At 56.5% G+C, this 18176-nt stretch carries 17 protein-coding genes; 7 read left to right on the forward strand and 10 right to left on the reverse strand.

Annotation, left to right across the window (positions count from 1 at the left end; all coding sequences use genetic code 11):
* Window positions 1-746: 746 nt before the first annotated feature.
* The 3 genes from BLR08_RS21890 to larB all read right to left on the reverse strand — a co-directional run bounded on the left by BLR08_RS21890 (window position 747) and on the right by larB (window position 3619).
* Window positions 747-1217, reverse strand: a complete 471-nt coding sequence (locus BLR08_RS21890) for a nucleoside deaminase (protein ID WP_072334794.1) — start codon at window positions 1215-1217, stop codon at window positions 747-749.
* 186 nt (window positions 1218-1403) lie between these two features.
* The gene (locus BLR08_RS21895; protein ID WP_083537401.1) at window positions 1404-2690 is read right to left on the reverse strand and encodes a nickel pincer cofactor biosynthesis protein LarC; all 1287 of its coding nucleotides are present in this window, start codon (window positions 2688-2690) and stop codon (window positions 1404-1406) included.
* On the reverse strand, window positions 2687-3619 hold the full coding sequence (larB, locus tag BLR08_RS21900; protein WP_072334797.1) for a nickel pincer cofactor biosynthesis protein LarB: 933 nt from the start codon (window positions 3617-3619) through the stop codon (window positions 2687-2689). The genes BLR08_RS21895 and larB overlap by 4 nt, the downstream gene beginning before the upstream one ends.
* 176 nt (window positions 3620-3795) lie before the next feature.
* Between larB and lipA the strand changes: the two genes are divergently transcribed.
* Together lipA and BLR08_RS21910 are read left to right on the forward strand one after the other, a co-directional pair.
* Window positions 3796-4671, forward strand: a complete 876-nt coding sequence (gene lipA, locus BLR08_RS21905) for a lipoyl synthase (protein WP_072334800.1) — start codon at window positions 3796-3798, stop codon at window positions 4669-4671.
* Window positions 4672-4689: 18 nt separating this feature from the next.
* Window positions 4690-5598: a YutD family protein gene (locus tag BLR08_RS21910; protein WP_072334804.1), complete on the forward strand. Its 909-nt coding sequence runs from the start codon at window positions 4690-4692 to the stop codon at window positions 5596-5598.
* A 252-nt stretch (window positions 5599-5850) separates the two neighbouring features.
* Here BLR08_RS21910 and BLR08_RS21915 read toward each other — a convergent pair whose 3' ends face one another.
* The 4 genes from BLR08_RS21915 to ylbJ form a co-directional block, all read right to left on the reverse strand.
* The gene (locus BLR08_RS21915; protein WP_072335090.1) at window positions 5851-6663 is read right to left on the reverse strand and encodes an NAD kinase; all 813 of its coding nucleotides are present in this window, start codon (window positions 6661-6663) and stop codon (window positions 5851-5853) included.
* A 213-nt stretch (window positions 6664-6876) separates the two neighbouring features.
* Window positions 6877-7323 (reverse strand): zinc ribbon domain-containing protein, encoded by a 447-nt coding sequence (locus BLR08_RS21920; RefSeq protein ID WP_072334808.1) that lies wholly within the window; start codon window positions 7321-7323, stop codon window positions 6877-6879.
* Window positions 7324-7473: 150 nt separating this feature from the next.
* A complete protein-coding gene (glgP, locus tag BLR08_RS21925) occupies window positions 7474-10074 on the reverse strand; it encodes an alpha-glucan family phosphorylase (protein ID WP_072334811.1) in 2601 nt (866 codons plus the stop codon).
* A 66-nt stretch (window positions 10075-10140) separates the two neighbouring features.
* Window positions 10141-11388, reverse strand: coding sequence for a sporulation integral membrane protein YlbJ (gene ylbJ / locus BLR08_RS21930; protein ID WP_072334814.1), 1248 nt, complete (start codon window positions 11386-11388; stop codon window positions 10141-10143).
* 462 nt (window positions 11389-11850) lie between these two features.
* Here ylbJ and BLR08_RS21940 point away from each other — a divergent pair, with 462 nt between their 5' ends.
* Window positions 11851-12240, forward strand: coding sequence for a globin domain-containing protein (locus tag BLR08_RS21940; protein ID WP_072334821.1), 390 nt, complete (start codon window positions 11851-11853; stop codon window positions 12238-12240).
* A gap of 26 nt (window positions 12241-12266) precedes the next feature.
* Window positions 12267-12965: a DUF2225 domain-containing protein gene (locus BLR08_RS21945; protein WP_072334824.1), complete on the forward strand. Its 699-nt coding sequence runs from the start codon at window positions 12267-12269 to the stop codon at window positions 12963-12965.
* A gap of 248 nt (window positions 12966-13213) precedes the next feature.
* Here the strand turns inward: BLR08_RS21945 and BLR08_RS21950 are convergent, their stop codons facing one another.
* Complete coding sequence (locus BLR08_RS21950) at window positions 13214-13456, reverse strand: hypothetical protein (RefSeq protein WP_072334827.1); 243 nt, start codon at window positions 13454-13456, stop codon at window positions 13214-13216.
* 6 nt (window positions 13457-13462) lie between these two features.
* Window positions 13463-13657, reverse strand: coding sequence for a YycC family protein (locus tag BLR08_RS21955; protein ID WP_072334830.1), 195 nt, complete (start codon window positions 13655-13657; stop codon window positions 13463-13465).
* A 173-nt stretch (window positions 13658-13830) separates the two neighbouring features.
* On the opposite strand from BLR08_RS21955, the gene BLR08_RS21960 reads away from it, so the two are divergent.
* On the forward strand, window positions 13831-15618 hold the full coding sequence (locus BLR08_RS21960; protein WP_072335093.1) for a M3 family oligoendopeptidase: 1788 nt from the start codon (window positions 13831-13833) through the stop codon (window positions 15616-15618).
* 149 nt (window positions 15619-15767) lie between these two features.
* Here the strand turns inward: BLR08_RS21960 and BLR08_RS21965 are convergent, their stop codons facing one another.
* Entirely contained in the window at window positions 15768-17027 is a 1260-nt protein-coding gene (locus BLR08_RS21965) for a methyl-accepting chemotaxis protein (RefSeq protein WP_072334832.1), read from the reverse strand.
* A 251-nt stretch (window positions 17028-17278) separates the two neighbouring features.
* Between BLR08_RS21965 and BLR08_RS21970 the strand changes: the two genes are divergently transcribed.
* Both BLR08_RS21970 and BLR08_RS21975 read left to right on the forward strand, forming a co-directional pair.
* The gene (locus tag BLR08_RS21970) at window positions 17279-17659 is read left to right on the forward strand and encodes an O-methyltransferase (RefSeq protein ID WP_072334837.1); all 381 of its coding nucleotides are present in this window, start codon (window positions 17279-17281) and stop codon (window positions 17657-17659) included.
* 143 nt (window positions 17660-17802) lie between these two features.
* Entirely contained in the window at window positions 17803-18174 is a 372-nt protein-coding gene (locus BLR08_RS21975; RefSeq protein ID WP_072334840.1) for a MerR family transcriptional regulator, read from the forward strand.
* Window positions 18175-18176 lie beyond the last annotated feature (2 nt).

The following is an 18176-nucleotide window of genomic DNA, read 5'->3' on the forward strand; positions in this document are numbered from 1 at the left end:
TCTTCACCGGATGTGAGGACGCATACCACAATGGTCTCTTGATGGACGTCCATTCCGGCGCACCGCGAATACAATACTTCCATGTCACCATCTCCAACCTAAATTCCATGGTGAGGATGAACTCGAGCTTAACCATTTTTCTGTTCGCAGTTCTCCAAACGGGCATTCGGAGCTAGCAAGGAGTTGTACACAGAGTTCGATCCTTACAGTTTTCGCACAGGGGTAAACCACCATTAACCGTAGCGTAGTGTTCACCATGGTATTAAAAGTATGGGATGGCATAACCTGCGATAAACGCACGCTGCTCATTTTCATGCTGGAGTTGTGCCTTGAAAGACATGTTTGTTTTCGTATAAACCGTGTAGTTCGATCGCATGTTCGGAGCGGTTGTACGGTTTTTCGTACAACGCTAGCATTTGACCAATAGCCGATTAAGCCACAAGCTTGTCTTGGGAGCTTCAACTCCCGTACCGCTGATCCTTCAATTGCTGAACAACGAATTGCCCTGGTATCACCCGCAGCCTCGCGGTCTGCAGCCGACGCCGTAGTCCGGATCGTTCACAGTCGAAGAAAAAAGCCTGCACGCTCATGCAGGCTTTCCCCTCGCAGCTTTATTTCCGCAGCTCCTCTTCAGACGGGAGAAGTTAAGCGGACGAACCGTTAAGCCGGTATAAGATTTACAGCGTTTATGGTTAATCTGGCCCATGATTCATGCGGTTACAGATTACGCGCCTGCTGTGTATGCGTTAATACTCGACCTTTTGAGCCGAGGCGGCCCATGCTTCGAAGGGTTGCGGGCTCTCCGGCGGGTACATCTGCTTCATAACGACGGAGCGCTGCTCCATGGGCAAGGCGATTTGCTCATAAATAAATCGGTCGTCGAAGCCGATTGCGGCCGCTTCATTTTGAGTGCAGGCATAGAAGACGGCTTTCGGTCTGGCCCAATAAATAGCTCCTATGCACATCGGGCAAGGCTCACAGCTGGTGTAGATGACGCAGTCCTCCAACTGAAAACTGTTCAAATGCCTGCAAGCCTCACGAATGGCCTGAACCTCCGCATGAGCGGTCGGATCGCAAGCAGCTGTAACCTCATTGCAGCCTCTGCCGATAATTTGACCATCCTTCACAACAACAGCTCCGAAAGGACCCCCATGTCCGGAAATGACATTATCATAGGCCAACTGAATGGCCGCCTTCATGAATTGTTCGTCCTGCATTCGGTTTCCTCCGTTCGCTGCTTATTTGGTCGATATTGCATATCGGGGTATATTCGTATATATCGCGCACTTCGTTCGGTGGTTCACAGGAGAGGCATAACGAAGGCCAAATCAGCTCTTGCCCCGCACGTTACGTAAGATAGTCCATATGCGGAGCCCATGCCGTTCTCCGGTTCCGTCAACTGTCTAATGCTTCTCGTGACGGTGTTCGTCTTCATGGCTGTGAAGCCGATGATTATGCTTGTGGCCCAATCCCAGCAACGGATCGTCGTCGTCCGCATCTTGTTCATGAGAGTGAGGGTGATCATGCCGGGATGCCTGTTTGCCGCTGCGGCCAAGGCGCTGATCCTCTTCATGCTGCTTATCGTCATGGCAATGGTCGTGGTTGTGAACGTGTCCAAGCGTATGAACGGGTTCGTGATCACGCCCATGCTCATGTTCGTGATCATGCCCATGATGGCGGTGTTCGTGATGAGCATCATGAGGATGCTCATCATGGTGATGCTGGTGATCATCGTCATGATGATGCCGGTGCTCATTTTGAATATGATGATGCTCGCCGTGATGATGGTGGTGATCATCGTCATGATGATGCCCGCCATGAGGGTGGTGATGGTCATGATGATGATGCTCGCCATGGTGATGATGGTGGCCCTCATGGTGATGATGTTCCTCATGATGATGGTGATGCCCATGCTCGTGCTTCAGTTCGTCATGATGCACCGCCCATTTATACAGCAATGGATCGGCTTTGCCGACGATGACCCGCAGAACATTGGGCTGGTTGGGCAAATCTCTTGTACCTGCCCCATAACCGATAGCCTCCACGATCATCGGAGGAAGCCCCCGTGCGAACTCCTCGACCAGTCCGGAAATAATGCCTGCTCCCGTCGGAGTCGTCATCTCCAGCGCATAAGCGGTTGTAGCGATCGGCAGCCCGCGCATCATCTCGAGCGTAGCCGGCGCCGGCACCGGATAGATGCCATGGTCGCAGCGCACGGTGCCCGATCCTAGCGGAACAGCCGAGGAGATAATCTTCTCGATGTTCAACGAGTCGATGGCCAGCGCCACGCCGATAACGTCCACGATGGAATCGATTGCGCCCACTTCGTGAAAATGAACGTTCTCCACCGGGATGCCGTGAATTTTGGCTTCGGCGACCGCTATTTTCTCGAACATGCATAAGCTTAGCTTCACGACCCGTTCGTTAAAGCCTGCGCTTTCAATAATGCCGATAATTTCGGAATAATGCCGGTGATATTGAGGCGGGGTGTGCGGGTCAGTCAGCACATCCGCTTTCAGGGAAGAGATGCCCTTCTTGTTGACGCGCTTCCACTCGATCGAGAAAGGCTCGACCTGAATTTTGCGCAATTCTTCCTCGATATATTCGCGGTCAGCGCCCGCATCGACCAGCGCGGCCAGCGTCATATCTCCGCTGATGCCGGAGAAGCAGTCCAAATACAAGATTTTCATCGCTCATCCCTCTTTATTCGATTCTTGACGATCAATGCCGCATTGTAGCCTGCCCCGAAGCCGTTGTCGATATTGACGACAGAGATGCCGGGCGCGCAAGCGTTCAGCATGGCGAGCAGGGCGGCCACGCCCTGGAAGCTGGCGCCGTAGCCGATGCTGGTCGGAACCGCGATGATCGGCGCGGATACGAGGCCGCCGATTACGCTGACCAATGCGCCTTCCATGCCCGCGGCCACTACGATCGCATCGGCTTCGCGAATCAGAGGCAGCCGCCGGAACAGACGGTGTATGCCCGCCACTCCCACGTCGTAAATCCGCTCCACCCGGCTGCCGAGATATTCGGCGGTTACGGCGGCTTCCTCGGCTACGGGCACGTCCGACGTGCCGGCACAGACAACGGCGATGAAACCGCCGGAGGTCGTTCCAGCCGCGGATGCCTCCGAGACGAGGTCATCCCCGTTCTGCCAGGTTACTGCCCTCGCTTCACGGTGGTAGACGGCATCCGGCAGCAGCTCGAGCAGAGCGGCGGCTTTCTCCTCGCTGACCCGGGTCGCAAGCACGCGGCCGGTATGGCCCGCCAGCCGCTGCATGATGGCGGCGATCTGCTCGGCCGACTTTCCTTCGCCAAATACAACCTCGGGAAATCCGGTCCGCTCCGACCTCCGCACATCGAGCTGGGCGTAGCTTAACGAGTCGTCAACGCCGGTATCCGCCGCAGCGGCAAACTTGTCCTGCGAGGCGGCAGTACGGCAAGGCTGCCGTTGTTCTTGAGGCTGGCTGGCGGCCGCTTGGGCCGTCTCCGGCTCCCGGGTGACGGGGGGCAAGTATGCGCGGGAGGAAGCCTGCTCTTCCTCAAGCAGCCGCTTCGCTTCGGCGACATCCAAATCTCCGGACTGCACCAGCTTGAGTATATGATCCACGTTCATCATCCGTACTTGTCCTCCTAGTCCTTCCTTAAGTTCAGGCGCTTCTTTCGCTAGTGTAGCATATTTCCATATCGAGTGAAATTCGCCGTTGTGGATTGTTCTCGCATTCATGATATAATAACGGGTAACGAAAGCAGCTGTATACACAGTCCCGATCTTAGCAGGAAAGCAGGGAGACCATGGCGACACCATCGATAGAACGCAAGCCGGAGTGGCTGAAAACCAAGCTGACGAGCGGCGAGTCCTATAAAGAATTAAAAAATATGATGCGAAATAAAACGCTGCACACGGTGTGTGAGGAGGCCAAATGCCCCAATATTCACGAGTGCTGGGCGAATCGGACAGCGACCTTTATGATTTTGGGCGATATTTGTACCCGTGCATGCAGATTTTGCGCGGTCAAGACGGGGCTGCCGACGGAGCTGGATCTGCAGGAGCCTGAACGCGTCGCGGAGGCGGCCGAGCAGATGGGGCTGCGCCACGTCGTAGTCACATCCGTAGCCCGCGACGATCTGAAGGATGGCGGAGCGTCGATCTTCGCCGCCACGATTACCGCTATTCGCGGCCGGATGCCTTTATCTGGCGTAGAGGTGCTGATCCCGGATTTCCAGGGGGACGAAGAGGCGCTGCGCATCGTGCTTGAGGCGAAGCCCCATATATTGAATCACAATGTGGAGACGGTCGAGCGTTTATCGGATCGCGTAAGGGCCAGGGCCAAATACCGCCGCTCAATCGAGCTGCTGGAGCGCTCCAAGAAGCTTGCTCCTTCTATCCCGACCAAGTCCAGTATCATGCTTGGCGTCGGCGAGGAATGGGATGAAATTTTGCAGACGATGGACGACTTGCGGGCTGTCGATTGCAATATTATGACGATCGGGCAATATTTGCAGCCGAGTCCCCAGCATCTGCCCGTCAGCCGGTATTACACGCCGGAGCAATTCGCCGAATTGAAGGCGGAGGGCATGAAGCGCGGCTTTAAGCACGTGGAATCCGGTCCGCTTGTCCGCAGCTCCTATCACGCCCATGATCAGGTCAAATCGGCGCAGCAATCGTAAACAGAGGAGGCACGAATCGTGATCCATATTGCCAACAAAACGTATGAGGTTCTTGTCGACCACAAGAATGGCTGGCGCCCGGAGGCGTTTCGCGACCGCTACAGCGAGGTGCTGGACCGCTACGATTATGTCGTGGGGGATTGGGGCTACAGCCAGCTGCGCTTGAGAGGTTTTTTCAAGGATGCCCATCCCAAGGGAACGAAGGATACGGTTATTTCAACGATACAGGACTATTTGAACGAATATTGCAATTTCGGCTGCGCTTATTTCATTATCGAGAAGGTAGCGACGAAGGAGCCGTCGCCTTCAGACCCGGCAGTGGAGCCTGCGCTGAGGGAAGAGGAATATGAGCAGGCGCTCGGAGCCAGACAGCACCGGGCGCAGGAGCGCAAGGATCAGCTTGCCGCGCGTCAGGCAGCGGCTGTGCAAACTTCCTCGGTAAGCGGCGATGCTAAGCCGCATGAGCGCCAATCCGGCAAGGGAGCCCAGCATGGCGACAAGCGGTACGGGCAGCAGGGCGGCAACCGAGGCCAGCAGGACAAAAACCAGCAGCATGACGGTTCCGGCAGACAGGGAGGGGGCTACAAGCAGGGCGGCTTCCGCCAGAAGGACGGCAAACCGAACGCCCAGCAGCGCCAAGGCGGACAGCCGGCCGGCTCGCCCCGGCAGGATCGTGGTGAGCGGTCAGAACGCGGCGAACGGCAGGACCGGGGCGAACGGCCAGATCGCGGTGAACGCAAGGAGCGGCAAGAGCAGGGTTCGCGTCCGAATGGCGGAACGACTCCGTCCAACGGGCGTTCGCAGAAGCCTCATAAGGGCGGCGGTCATCCTAGTTCCGGCTCTAACCCTAACTCCGGCTCCAACAACCCTAACTCCAATCCGAACTCTAACGGACCGAAGCCGAAGCCCGAGTCTTCACGCGTTTAGACAGTGCCGGCTAGAAGCTAAGAAAAGCTCCTGACCGAAGCCATCCCGTGATCGGAGCCCCTCAATCACCGGCATCAAACCTTCAAGTTACGGTCGGACGATCGCGTGGAAATCCTATTAAAGAGTAACCTAAGAGCAGCAAGACATTCTAACTGCGCCTTCTTTCCTCCAAAAGCAACAAAAAACCTTTGCGCTTCCCGGTACAGCAGGATAACGCAAAGGTTTTTTGTTTGCCATTTTTTCTTACTTTGTCTACATCATATCGTAGCCGATAAAGGCTTCGCGCACCCGGCTCCAGAACGGAAACGGACGGAAGCGGGCGAATTTCACCTTCTTGCCGGCGGCCACCATGCTGCGGATGGACAGAATGTCGTTTCTCTGCATGTAGACATGGTCCAGGGACAAGATGATATTTTGGCTGGCGCGCGGGTATATATCACAGTGATGATGCTTCGGCAGCAGGATCGGCGATCCGAGCGTCCGGAAGACCCGGTTGTTGATCGAGGCAATCTCCGCAATCTGAATCGCATCCAGCGAAGGATGCACGATAGCTCCACCCAGACTCTTGTTGTAGGCCGTGCTGCCGGATGGAGTGGATATACAGATGCCGTCTCCCCTGAACGTCTCCAGCAGCTCATCGTTAATGTGCAGCTCGGCCACGAGCGTCGCGTCCACGCCCTTTAGCGTGAATTCGTTCAAGGCCAGCTCCGTCTCGATGCCATGCTGGGTCATGATCTGGATCTCGACGAGCGGATATTTCACGACACGCAGATCGTCCTGCTGGGCGCTTTCTCCCATCAGCTGGGCCAATTGTTCGACCTCATCCGGCTTCCAATCGGCGAAAAATCCAAGACGGCCCGTATGTATACCGACGAAAGCGATATGGTCGAGCTGGTCTTTGTACCGGTGGAACGCATGCAGCAGCGTTCCGTCGCCGCCAATTGACAGCACGATATCCGGATTCGTTTCTTCGAGTGTGAGTCCGTATGGCTGGATCAAGGTGTGGAACGTATTCATCAATTGAATCGAAATTTCATCACCGCGGTTGACGACATTGTATTTCAACGGGATTCCTCCTCCAGGCTTCGTAAGACAAGCAGCCGCTTCGTAACGACGGGTTTTTGGCTTCCGCTTGAGCAGGAGCGCCACTTCCCATCCATCATAAACAATCTTGTCCCATAACACAACGTGAACGGTCTTTTCCCCGAACATGCCGGCAATCATGCTCGAGCGGCGAAGCAGCCGCCGCAGACTGCGCCGCGGCCCTTTCCAGCCCGGCTATCGCTGCAGCGTCTTGCCGCAGCCGGGGCAATAGAGGAAGTCCGACTCCAGCTTTTGGCCGCAGTAGGGACAAAAGCTTTTCGTCCCGTGAGCGTTGTCCGCATCATCCCGGACGGGAGCCGACTCGCGCCTGACCGGGGTCGCTTCGCTTCGTCCAGAGAAGCGCGCTTCCAGCGGATCGGGTTCATCTCTGGCATCGACGATATCAAAGGTCGACATCCGGTTTCGTCCGGTCGCATTCTTGTAGTGATAGACGGTCTGAGCAATACCGAAGCCGATGAATACAAGGCCGAACAGCGGGAACACGATGCCGACTACCGGAATCGGAGCGTTTCGCGTCATGCTGAAGGCGATGATCGTCCAGAAGATGCCGAAGATGACGGCGAATAAGCTGCCCGCAGCCCCCATAGCGGAAGGCCCGCGTCCTGGCTTTATACTTTTCATGAGAAGCTCCCCTTTCGGCAGCAAAATGAATGCTTATATCTCATACGCGCCCGGGCCTGATCAAGTTGCGAAAGGCATGCCCGCGTAATGCCCCAAACGGCAAAACGCCGCTTCCGGTAGCGAAGCGGCGTTCGGGCCAGACACAGCGGTCTAATAGGTTTTGACAAGCGGCAGCTCGAAACGTGTGGCGAAGCTGGCGCTGACCGGATGGACGCGCAGGCTGAAGTGAGCGCCATGCCGCAAATGGGCGGGGATCGCGGCTCGGTACATATAGATGCCCTCTCCAAGCTGGCGGGCGGGCTCCATCTCAACAACGACCTGCTCCCACCCGGAACCGGTATCCTCGTAATAAATCAGCTCGACGGCCGTATCCCGGTACCAGATAGGGCCGAAGTGGACGGTAGCGGAAACATCCTTAAGAGCTGAGGCGGCTCCCGGGGCAGCCATGCCTCCTGCCGGACTGTCGCTTACTTCGATCACGCGAACATGATGCCAGTTGTCACGCATGAATCTTTTATAATCGGCGACCTTCCTCGCTTCCTCATATCCGTTCGATACGAACTGCCTGGTGCGGACCAGCGCCGGCACATAGGCGCCGGACGTGTAGTCTGCAACCATCCGGTCCGTATTGTACACAGGGGCGAGGGTGCGGATCGACCGCTTCATCCGCTCGATCCATTGAGCGGGCAGCGGATTTTGGTTGTAATACAGCGGAATGATCTCTTGCTCCAGCACCCGGTAGAGCGATTCCGTATTTTGCCGCTCCTGGGTAGCCATGTCGGCTTGAATATCCGAGTCGATGCTCCAGCCGTTGCTGCCGTCGTAGCCCTCTTCCCACCAACCGTCGAGTACGCTGAAATTAATAACGCCGTTCATCGCGGCCTTCTGCCCGCTCGTCCCGCTAGCCTCATACGGACGCCGGGGGTTGTTCAGCCAAATATCCACGCCTTGAACGAGGGCGCGCGCCAGATCGATATCGTAATTCTCCAAGAGAATAACTTTGCCTTTGAACGGTTCCAGCTGGGAGACCTTGTAGATCTCGCGGATCAGTTCCTGCCCGGGGCCGTCCGCCGGATGAGCTTTGCCGGCAAATACGAACTGAACGGGACGTTCGGGATCGTTGACCAGCTTGGCGAGCCGCTTCAAGTCGCTGAAAATAAGATTGGACCGCTTGTAGGTGGCGAACCGTCTGGCGAAGCCGATCGTCAGAGCGTGCTTGGACAAATATCCGCGGGTTTCGTCGATTTCTTTCTCCGGCAGGCCGTTGCGGCGCCTTTGCTCCGCGAGGTTGGCTCTGGTCAGGCGGATCATCGTTTCCTTCAGCTCTTCATGGACTTTCCACAAGGACTCGTTCGGCACAAGCTCAATGGCCTGCCACACGTCCCGATTGGCCTGATGACGAATCCAGCTGCCCGGCAGAAACCGATCCAGCAGCTGCTTCAGCTGTGGGGCGAGCCAGGTTTCCAGATGGACCCCGTTCGTAATATGTCCGATCGGCACCTCACGGGTATCGATCTGGCCGTGGAAGGCGCGGAACATCTCGCGGGAGACATGGCCGTGCAGCTTGCTGACGCCATTGCGGAGAGCGGAGGTGCTGAGCGCCAGATGAGTCATATTGAACAACCTGCTCGGCTCGTCGAACCCGAGGCTGGTCAGCTCATGACGCAGGGACGGATAGTCGTTGAACAGCTTGGTGAAATAATAGTCGAACATGGTCAAAGGAAAAGCATCATGACCGGCCGCTACCGGCGTATGGGTGGTGAATATCGTGCTGGCGCGCACCACCTCGAGCGCTACGTGGAAAGGCAGTCCCTGCTCCAGCTGCTCCCTGAGGCGTTCGAAGGTCAGGAAGGCCGCATGGCCTTCATTGATATGATAAACCCCGGTGGGGATGCGCAGGGCGCGGAGTGCGCGCACGCCGCCCATCCCGAGCAATATTTCCTGGGCGATGCGCACATCCTGGGAGCCGCCGTACAGCTGCGCAGTCAGCTCGCGGTCCCACGGGCTGTTTTCCTCCAGATCGGCGTCCAGCAGCAGAACCCGGATACGTCCGACCTGGGCCTGCCACACCTTCAGCCGGACGATGCGATCGGCTACCGGCACGGAGACATAAAGTTCTCCCCCGCTCGGCGAGCCCATCTCCCCCGCGGCTGCCGGCGCCCCGTCCCCAGCGTCATCCCTCTCAGAAGCCGGTAGTTCAACAGGCCGGATCGGCAGCTCTGTGAACTCATACGGCATGTTTTCCGCGAACTGGCTTCCTCTGAGGTCCAGTCGTTGGTTGAAATAGCCTTTCTTGTACAGCAGGCCGACTCCGATCAAAGGAAGTCCGAGGTCGCTGGCGGATTTGCAGTGATCTCCGGCCAGCACGCCAAGCCCGCCCGAGTAAATAGGAAGCGATTCGTGGAAGCCGAATTCGGCGGAGAAATATGCGATCGCCTGGCCCGCGTGCTGTGGGTATTGCTGCCTGAACCAGGTCGGAGCCTGCATATAATCGTCAAACTGTCTGACGACGTACTCGTATTGCCTCAGAAACGGCTCATCGGAAGACAGCCTCTCCAGCGTATCCGCGGACACCTCGGAGAGGAGCCGGACGGGATTGTGATGGGAGCGATGCCATAGCTCGGGATCGATGTCGGCGAACAGCGCTTTCGCGCCGTCGTTCCAGCTGAACCACAAGTTATAGGCGAGATCGGACAGTCTGGCTAGGGCGGCGGGGAGCTGAACGGATTGAGCCGGGAACAACGTGGACATGGAGTCACCTCAAGTTAAAAATTTGGCAAATCGATGATTATCCGGGGTAAATGTCTGTTTAGTATCTTATGTTCGGATGCGGTTCATGCATAAGCGAAAGAAGTAAAAGCAAGCGGAAAGCAGCAGCAGTGCGACAAGCGTGCCTGTCAGCAGCCAAAGCGCCTGCGGCATCGTATGATGGACCCAAGCGGCGACCGGCCGGGACATATCGATGACGGGGGCGGTTGCCGGGATGACGCCCAGACGGCTTGCCAGCGGCTCCCACAGCAGCAGAACGAGCGAAGCGGCCAGCAGGCCGTGGATCAGTCTGGCTGCGGCGAAAGGAACGTAGCGGAGCGGCGTCCGGTGCAGCACGCTGACGATCTGGGCATGCACGGACAGGCCGCCCCATGACAACACCCAGGCGGCGATCGCCGCCTGGTAGACGAGCGGGATGCCTGCAGCGCTGCCGGCCGCTTTCGCCCCGAGAGTCACCTCGAAGAAGCCGTTAACGACGGCGGGGGCCAGCGCCGCCGGAAGACCGGCGCCATGCAGCACCGCCTGTATGCCGGCATAAATATAGGCCATTACGCCGGCGGAAGACATGATCTCCATCACCACCGAGAAGAAGACGACTAATCCGCCGATAACGAAGGACATCTGCAGCCCGGAGGATAGAGACTGGGCCGCCATGACCCCGAGCGGTCTGCCGTCCTTCAGACGTGCCTGGTGCATCGCTTCGAACGCCTGCTTCCATATACCGTGTCTGCGCGGAGCTGTGCCCTCGTTTTGGAGCTGATGCCAGTCATTACCCGCAGAACGCCTGCCGTGAAACCGCATCAGGAAGCCGACAAGAATAGCCGAGCCGTAGTGGGCAACGGCCAGGATGCCGGCGAGCGCGGCGTTATGGAAAAACCCTACCGCGACGGCGCCGATCAGGAATATCGGATCGGAGGAGGTGGTGAAGGCGACGAGCCGTTCGCCTTCCTCCCGGTTCACGAGCCGCTGCTCATACAGCTGAGCTGTCATCCTGGCTCCCACCGGATAACCCGAAGCGAAGCCGAGCGCCATCACGAAACCGCCGATCCCGGGAATGCGGAACAGCGGACGCATCATCGGATCGAGCAGCATCCCGAAAAAATGGACAATGCCGATGCCTAGCATCAGCTCCGAAATCACGAAGAATGGAAAAAGCGCGGGAAACAGCACATCCCACCAGATGGAGATTCCCTTCAGCGAAGCTTGGAGCGACGGCTCAGGGTATACGAGAATCATGCAGGCCAGCGCTGCCGCCGTCAGCGAGGCGAGCAGCAGTGAGAGACTCACGGCGCGCATCGGTTCACTTCCTTTCCACAAGGATAAACGCCTAACGGCGTCTTTTGAGCGCCGTGCGTTTGTCAAGAAATCGAGCCACTTCTCCGTTTATACTTTCTGAGATTTTGAAAAAAGCCTGTCTCTCTGGTATATGACGGGCGACTCGAAGACATGCTTGTACAGAGCGACAAGCATGCGGCCAAAAAGTTTGGGAGGGCTTACAAAATTGCTGAATGTTTAGACTTTTTATGGTACAATGGGACTAATATGAGAATGGGAGTGATCCTTATGATGGGTGTTGTTGCTGGAATTCTCGTATGCGCATTCGTTTATGTCATAAGGGAAACCTTAATGACCTCAGGTGAAGAAGATGTATAGCTGCCGCGGAGCGAGTCCGGATTAACGCCCGCATAGGATGGATGATCGATCACGATGCTAAGGCGTATGCATTAGCATCTTTTTTCGTTAAGGAGCTGATTGAAGATGGCGGATCATAGCCAGGAGCAAGAGAAGACATTCTATGAATTGCTTGGGGGTGCGGAGGGCATCCGGCGCATCGTGGAGAGCTTCTACCCCAAGGTGCAGGCTCACCCGCTGCTCGGACCGCTGTTCCCCGAAGACATCACGCCTGTGATGGAGAAGCAGTACATGTTTTTGAGCCAGTTTTTCGGCGGTCCGCCGCTGTTTTCGGAGCAGCATGGGCATCCGATGATGCGTGCGCGGCATCTTCCTTTTCCGATCACGGAGGAGAGGGCCAAGGCATGGCTCGGATGCATGGCTCAGGCGCTTGAGGAGGTCGGTCTGGACCGCCGTCTGCAGCAGGCTGCGCTGGAGCGGTTGAAGGGTCCGGCTTATCATTTTATTAACAGCTAAATGGGATAGCAGAAGGAAGGCTATGCGTGGTAGAACCGTTATTTCAAGCCAAGGTACAATGTCCGCAATGCGAGGCAGAGTTCAAATCTTCCCGTGTCCGGCCCAGCTTCAAGAAATCGGTGAAGTCGGACACGGATTTTTGTCTGCATTACAAGGATGTCAACCCTGATTATTATGTAGTTCGCATCTGTCCGCACTGCGGCTTCGCCGGGACCGAAAACTCCAAGAACAAGCTTACCCCGATCCAGAAAAAGCTGTTCCAACAAAAAATAGGCGCACAATGGACGTACAAGGATTTCGGAGGCGAACGGCGGTGGGAGGATGCGCTGTATGCCTACAAGCTGGCCTTGATCTGCGCGCAGACGGTCAATGAGAAGGCGAGGCTGACGGCCAGTCTGTTGCATCAGATCGCCTGGCTGTACAGGAGCAAGGGAGACGCGGAGCAGGAGAGCCGCTTCCTGCAGTATGCGCTGGAAGAATACATACGGGCTTTCGAGACGGAAGCCGGCGAGATGAACAACGCCCGGCTGATGTATCTGATCGGCGAGCTTCACCGCAGGCTGGATCAGTTTAACGAGGCGGTCAAATGGTTCTCGCGCGTAGTCAATGACAAGCGCATCATGGACGCCGGAATGATCCGGGCATGCCGCGAGCAGTGGCAAGCGGTGCGGGAAGAGATGGAGGAGCGGAAGCTTCAGCTGAGCGAGGACATTCAGGAGATGTGACGGACGGTCGGATCACGTCTTAGATGCAGGTAAGCGAGGATAGGCTGCGTTAAGCAAGCAGCCCAAACAGGCATAAAGCGACTTGTCCGGCAGACAGGGCGCTTTATGCCTGTTTGAGGTTTGGCTCGGCGCCCATGGAGCGCATAGGAAGAGCCGAGCCATTATATACTAGGGTACGGCGCCCATGGAGCGCAGCGAAGCGGAACAAGCTCGGCCCGGCAGGCGGCCTCGGCAGCATTTGGAAAGCTTTATTCGCCAAGGCCGCGCAGCGGACGGTTGGCCAGCAGATAGTCCGAATCGGCATTCACCAGCGTCAGCCGGTTGCGGCAGCAAGGAAGCACAAGCAGCTTCTTGATGCCTTCCTTCAGCTCGTCCAGCTCCTTCGGAGTTAGCGGCAGCAGGATGTGCTCTCGGGAGCAGAACGGGCAGCCGGGAATAAACACATCTTGGCCATGGCGGTCGTAAGGCCATGTATGCTCAAAGGGAATCATCGTCAGTTACTCGGGCTCTGCCGCAGGGCGGGCCGTATCGCCCGAACCGGCAGGGCCGTCTTCCGCCGGTTTATTCTGAGCGAGCTCGGCGAGCTTCTGCAGCAAAATATGCTGCGGCATATGCATCAAGTGCTCCAAGGGCACATTTAATTGTTTGGCCAGCTTTTGCGCGGTTTCCGCCGATATTGGCAAGGGCTTCATCGTCGATCCTCTCCCCTTCAGGTATAGTACTCATTTAAGCATATCCGGTCCATGAATTTCAACCGGAATCAGGGAGAGGCGCAGCCTGGGATTCATCGCCCGGCTGTGGTTTAATGGAGATGTACCCATTTCAGAATACAATTCAATTCAATTCAGAAAGGTTCGGTGCTGCTATGCCAAGTCCATTACCGCAAACATGGGATCTGGAAACCTTCTTCCCGGGAGGGAGCCAGTCGGAAGCGTTCCGTCAGTTTCTGGTCAAGCTCGAGGAGGATGTCCGGAAGCTGCGCGACCAGCTCGCAGCCCTGGAAGCGCCTCAGACGTCTGCGGACGCAGACAAGCTGCTGCCGGTGATCGGCCTGCTGCAGCAGGCCGTCCTGGCCTTGCGCGAGGCCGGCTCCTTCACCGGCTGCCTGGCGGCGGAGAACCAGAACGATAAGGCTGCCGTTATGCTCGGAGGCAGAGTGAAATCGATCGAAGCGGATTACGCGACGGCTCTGACGATGTTCGACGACCTGCTGACGCGCGTGGGCGGCGAATGCTGGACTTCCCTGCTCTCGAGGCCGGAAGTCGCCGAGATCGTCTACCCGCTGCAGGAGCGCAAGGCTCTGGCGGCCGAAAAGCTTCCTCCGGAGCAGGAGGCGCTGATCAACGATCTGGCGGTTGACGGCTATCACGGCTGGGGTGAGCTGTACAATACGACGGTGAGCAAGCTGCGCATCCCTTTCGAAGAGGACGGCAAGATGATTCAGCTGTCGGCAGGCCAGGCGGCCAACCGGATGCACAGTCCGGACCGCGAAGTCCGCCAGAAGCTGTTCCGCCTGTGGGAGGAGAAGTGGGCGGAGCACGCCGATTATTGCGCGGACGCGCTGAACCATCTGGCCGGGTTCCGGCTGAAGCTGTATGAGCGCCGGGGCTGGGCATCCATCCATAAGGAACCGCTGGAGATCAACCGGATGTCCAAGGAAACGCTGGATGCGATGTGGAGCGTGATCGAGGGCGGCAAGGACGTGTTTCTGCGCTACCTGGAGCGCAAGGCGATGCTGCTGGGAGTTCCCAAGCTAAGCTGGTATGACGTTGAGGCTCCGGTGGGCGAGGGCAGCCAGACCTTCACCTACGATCAAGGGGCTGACCTGATCATCGAGCAGTTCCGCCGGTTCAGTCCGAAAATGGCCGACTTCGCGGTCATGGCGTTCGAGAACCGGTGGATTGAAGCGGAGGATCGCGACGGGAAGCGGCCGGGAGGCTTCTGCACGTCTTTTCCGGTCAGCGAACAGACGCGCATTTTCATGACTTATGCGGGAACGGCCTCCAACGTAGCAACGCTGGCCCATGAGCTGGGCCATGGCTATCACCAGCATGTGATGAACGATCTGCCGGCGCTCGCCCAGGACTATGCGATGAATGTGGCGGAGACGGCCTCTACCTTTGCAGAGATGGTGGTGGCCGATGCGGCGGTAAAGGCGGCCTCGTCGGAAGCCGAGCGGCTGACGCTGCTGGAGGATAAGATTCAGCGTTCGGTAGCCTTCTACATGAACATCCATGCCCGGTTTTTGTTTGAAACCGAGTTTTACGAGGAGCGCCGTCACGGACTGGTCGGCACCGAGCGCCTGAATGAATTGATGACAAGCGCTCAGCGACGCGCCTTTCGCGACGCGCTGGACGAATATCATCCGCATTTCTGGGCGTCCAAGCTGCATTTCTATATTACGGAAGTGCCGTTCTACAACTTCCCGTATACCTTCGGCTATATGTTCAGCACGGGCTTGTATGCCGAAGCTTTGCAGCGCGGCGAAGCGTTCGAAGAGCAGTACATAGCGCTGCTTCGGGATACCGGGCGAATGACCGTCGAGGAGCTCGCCCAGAAGCATCTGGGTATTGATCTGCGCAAGCCGGATTTCTGGCAGCGGGCGTTCGATTTGACGGCGGCCGATGTGGAGGAGTTCCTGCGTTTGACCTGACGAGCGGGCTGTCCCGGCAAGTCCGGGGAACTTTAAGGTAATAAATAAACAGCATCTCCGGCGTTAGTTAACACTTAAACTAGCGCTCGGGATGCTGTTTGTTTTGCGTTGCTGAGCAACTATTGCGAACGAGACCTTCGTGCAGTGGCTTACAGCTTGAAGATGCTCATCGTCTGCTGGAGCTGCGTGACGAGACGCGTCATATTCTCCGACTGAGCCACGATGTCCTGAACCGCGGCGATCTGTTCGCCCATAGAAGCGGAAACCTGCTCCGTGCCAGCCGCGGACTGCTGGGTGATAGCCGAGATGTTCTCCATCGTGGCGGAGATTTGCTGGGCGCTGGCGAGCATCTGCTCGCTTTCACGGGCGAACGTGGAAATCTGCTCGGAAATAAAAGATACGCTGCTGACGATTTCGGCAAACACCGTCTCGGTTTCGGTGATCAGCCGGGTTTGCTCTTGAACGACCTGCTCATTTTGTGTCATCGAAGCAAGTGCCTGCTTGATGCCCTGTTCGATGCTGCGGACCAGACCGAATACTTCCTTGGTCGAAGTCGTAGATTCTTCGGCCAGCTTGCGCACTTCTTGGGCGACGACGGCGAAGCCCTTGCCATGTTCGCCGGCGCGAGCCGCTTCGATAGAAGCGTTCAGCGACAGCAGGTTGGTCTGCTCGGCGATCTCGGAGATAGAGCGGGTGATCGTCGAGATCCCGTTGGTCAGCTCGGCGAGCGAATGAATGGTATGGGATACGTTGGCGGTCGCTTCGACATTTTTCCGCACGCCGTCGCTTTGGGTTTCGACCGACTGCAGTCCTTTGTTGACCAGCGCCAGCATGTGGCCCGATCGGGAGTTCATCTCCCGGGTGGAATCCGTATAGGACGCGACCTTATGCTCGATGTCCTTGGTGGCAGCCGAAACGCCGCTGATTTCCTCCGAGATCTGATGGGCGCCTGCTGCCAGCTCGTTGGCGGCTGTCGCGGCATCCTCAAGCACGGCCTTCATCCTCTCATTTTTGTGGAAAATATCGCGGCTGGAATCGGAAACGTGGCGCGAGGCATTGCCGGTGTCCTTTAAAATCTCGCGAAGCTTCTCGGTCATCCGGTTAAAGGACGTGCCAAGCTCGCCGAGGGCATCATTGGAGCTGATGGAAATTTTGGCTGTGAAGTCGCCCTTGGATATGCTAAGCGCGGCCCGGGAAATATCGCTGATAGGTTCTGTAAGCGTTCTCTCCAGGAAACTTACAAAAGGGAAGCTCAAGCCGATCATCGCTATTAAGAACACGAGTCCAAGCACGACACCGGATTCTGCGCGCAATATGAAGATCAGCGTGACAAGGGAGTAGAGAGCGATAATCGAGTAGCAGCCGACCTGAAGCTTGGATTTGAACGATAATCCGGAAAACCAGTTCATACCTAACGACCCCTTCAAAGGTAATGTAGGATTCATGTCTATACGGGACATTACTTTTCCTGTGGGTAATTATACCACCTGGCGGAAGTTTTGGTCTACTAATATTAGGAAAATGGTTGTGGTTTTAGGGGTAAAATTTTTTAGCGAAAAAAGTTAATTTTTGTTGATCATTTGATCGTCTTGTCCTATAATGGGTCTACAGACCTGTTATACATAATATTCCATATTAATTAAATGAAAGGAGTTATGCTATGATTTTGGAACATCTCCCGTTAGCCAGGCAATTGGATCTAGTTTTTCGCGAGCTGAAGGAGGAGCTCACCTCTCTGACGGCGGGAACCGTGTTTGTTCAGATCCGCAACAACATGGTAGGCAAGTTTGGCATCCGCGCATTTCCGCTGGAAAGCAAGGGGCTGGAGGTTAAAAAGACGGACCGGGGCTTGTCGGAGAGCCATCAGCTCTCTTTCAGGCAGACGGCGCTTGAATCGCTGAAGCTGAAGAAATGGTCGCATGGGGAGATACAGTTCGAATTCGCCATGCGCAAGGATTTGTTGTGTACGTCGGTAACGTTTGAATCGAATTATAATATGGCCAACCTGATCGGCTCGAGAAGCAAAGGCCCGGACTGGTAGAAGAATCTGCTCTTATACCCTTATTTGTATCGAAAACAGGCTCTGCGCTCGCAGAGCTATTTGTGTTTTTCCAATTATCGCTTGACTCTGACACTAATGTGAGGGTTTACAATGGATGCAAAGGCAGAAAGGAGAGATGACGGTTGAAAATCGGAGAGCTGGCGGAGCGGACGGGAGCCAGCATTCGTTCGCTTCGTTACTATGAAGAGCAGGGCTTGCTGGCGCCGCTGCGGCTGAATAACGGATACCGGGAATATTCCGCGCTGGCGGAGGAGCAGGTGCGCACGATCCAGCTTTATCTGAACCTTGGGCTGTCGACGGAGGAAATCCGCGGTATCCTGCAATGTGTGCTGAAAAGCAAGGAAGCCTTCTGCGAGGAAGTGCTGCCGATCTACCGGCAAAAGCTTGCGGAGATTGACAGGCAGATTCATCTGCTCACCGGCATCCGGCAAAATCTGATTGACCGCATCGATTCTATTCTGCTTGAAAGAAACCATGCCGATCAGGAGGAATGATC

Origin of the sequence: Paenibacillus sp. cl123 (genome assembly GCF_900101595.1) — a bacterium.
In the GTDB taxonomy this organism is placed as follows: domain Bacteria; phylum Bacillota; class Bacilli; order Paenibacillales; family NBRC-103111; genus Paenibacillus_G.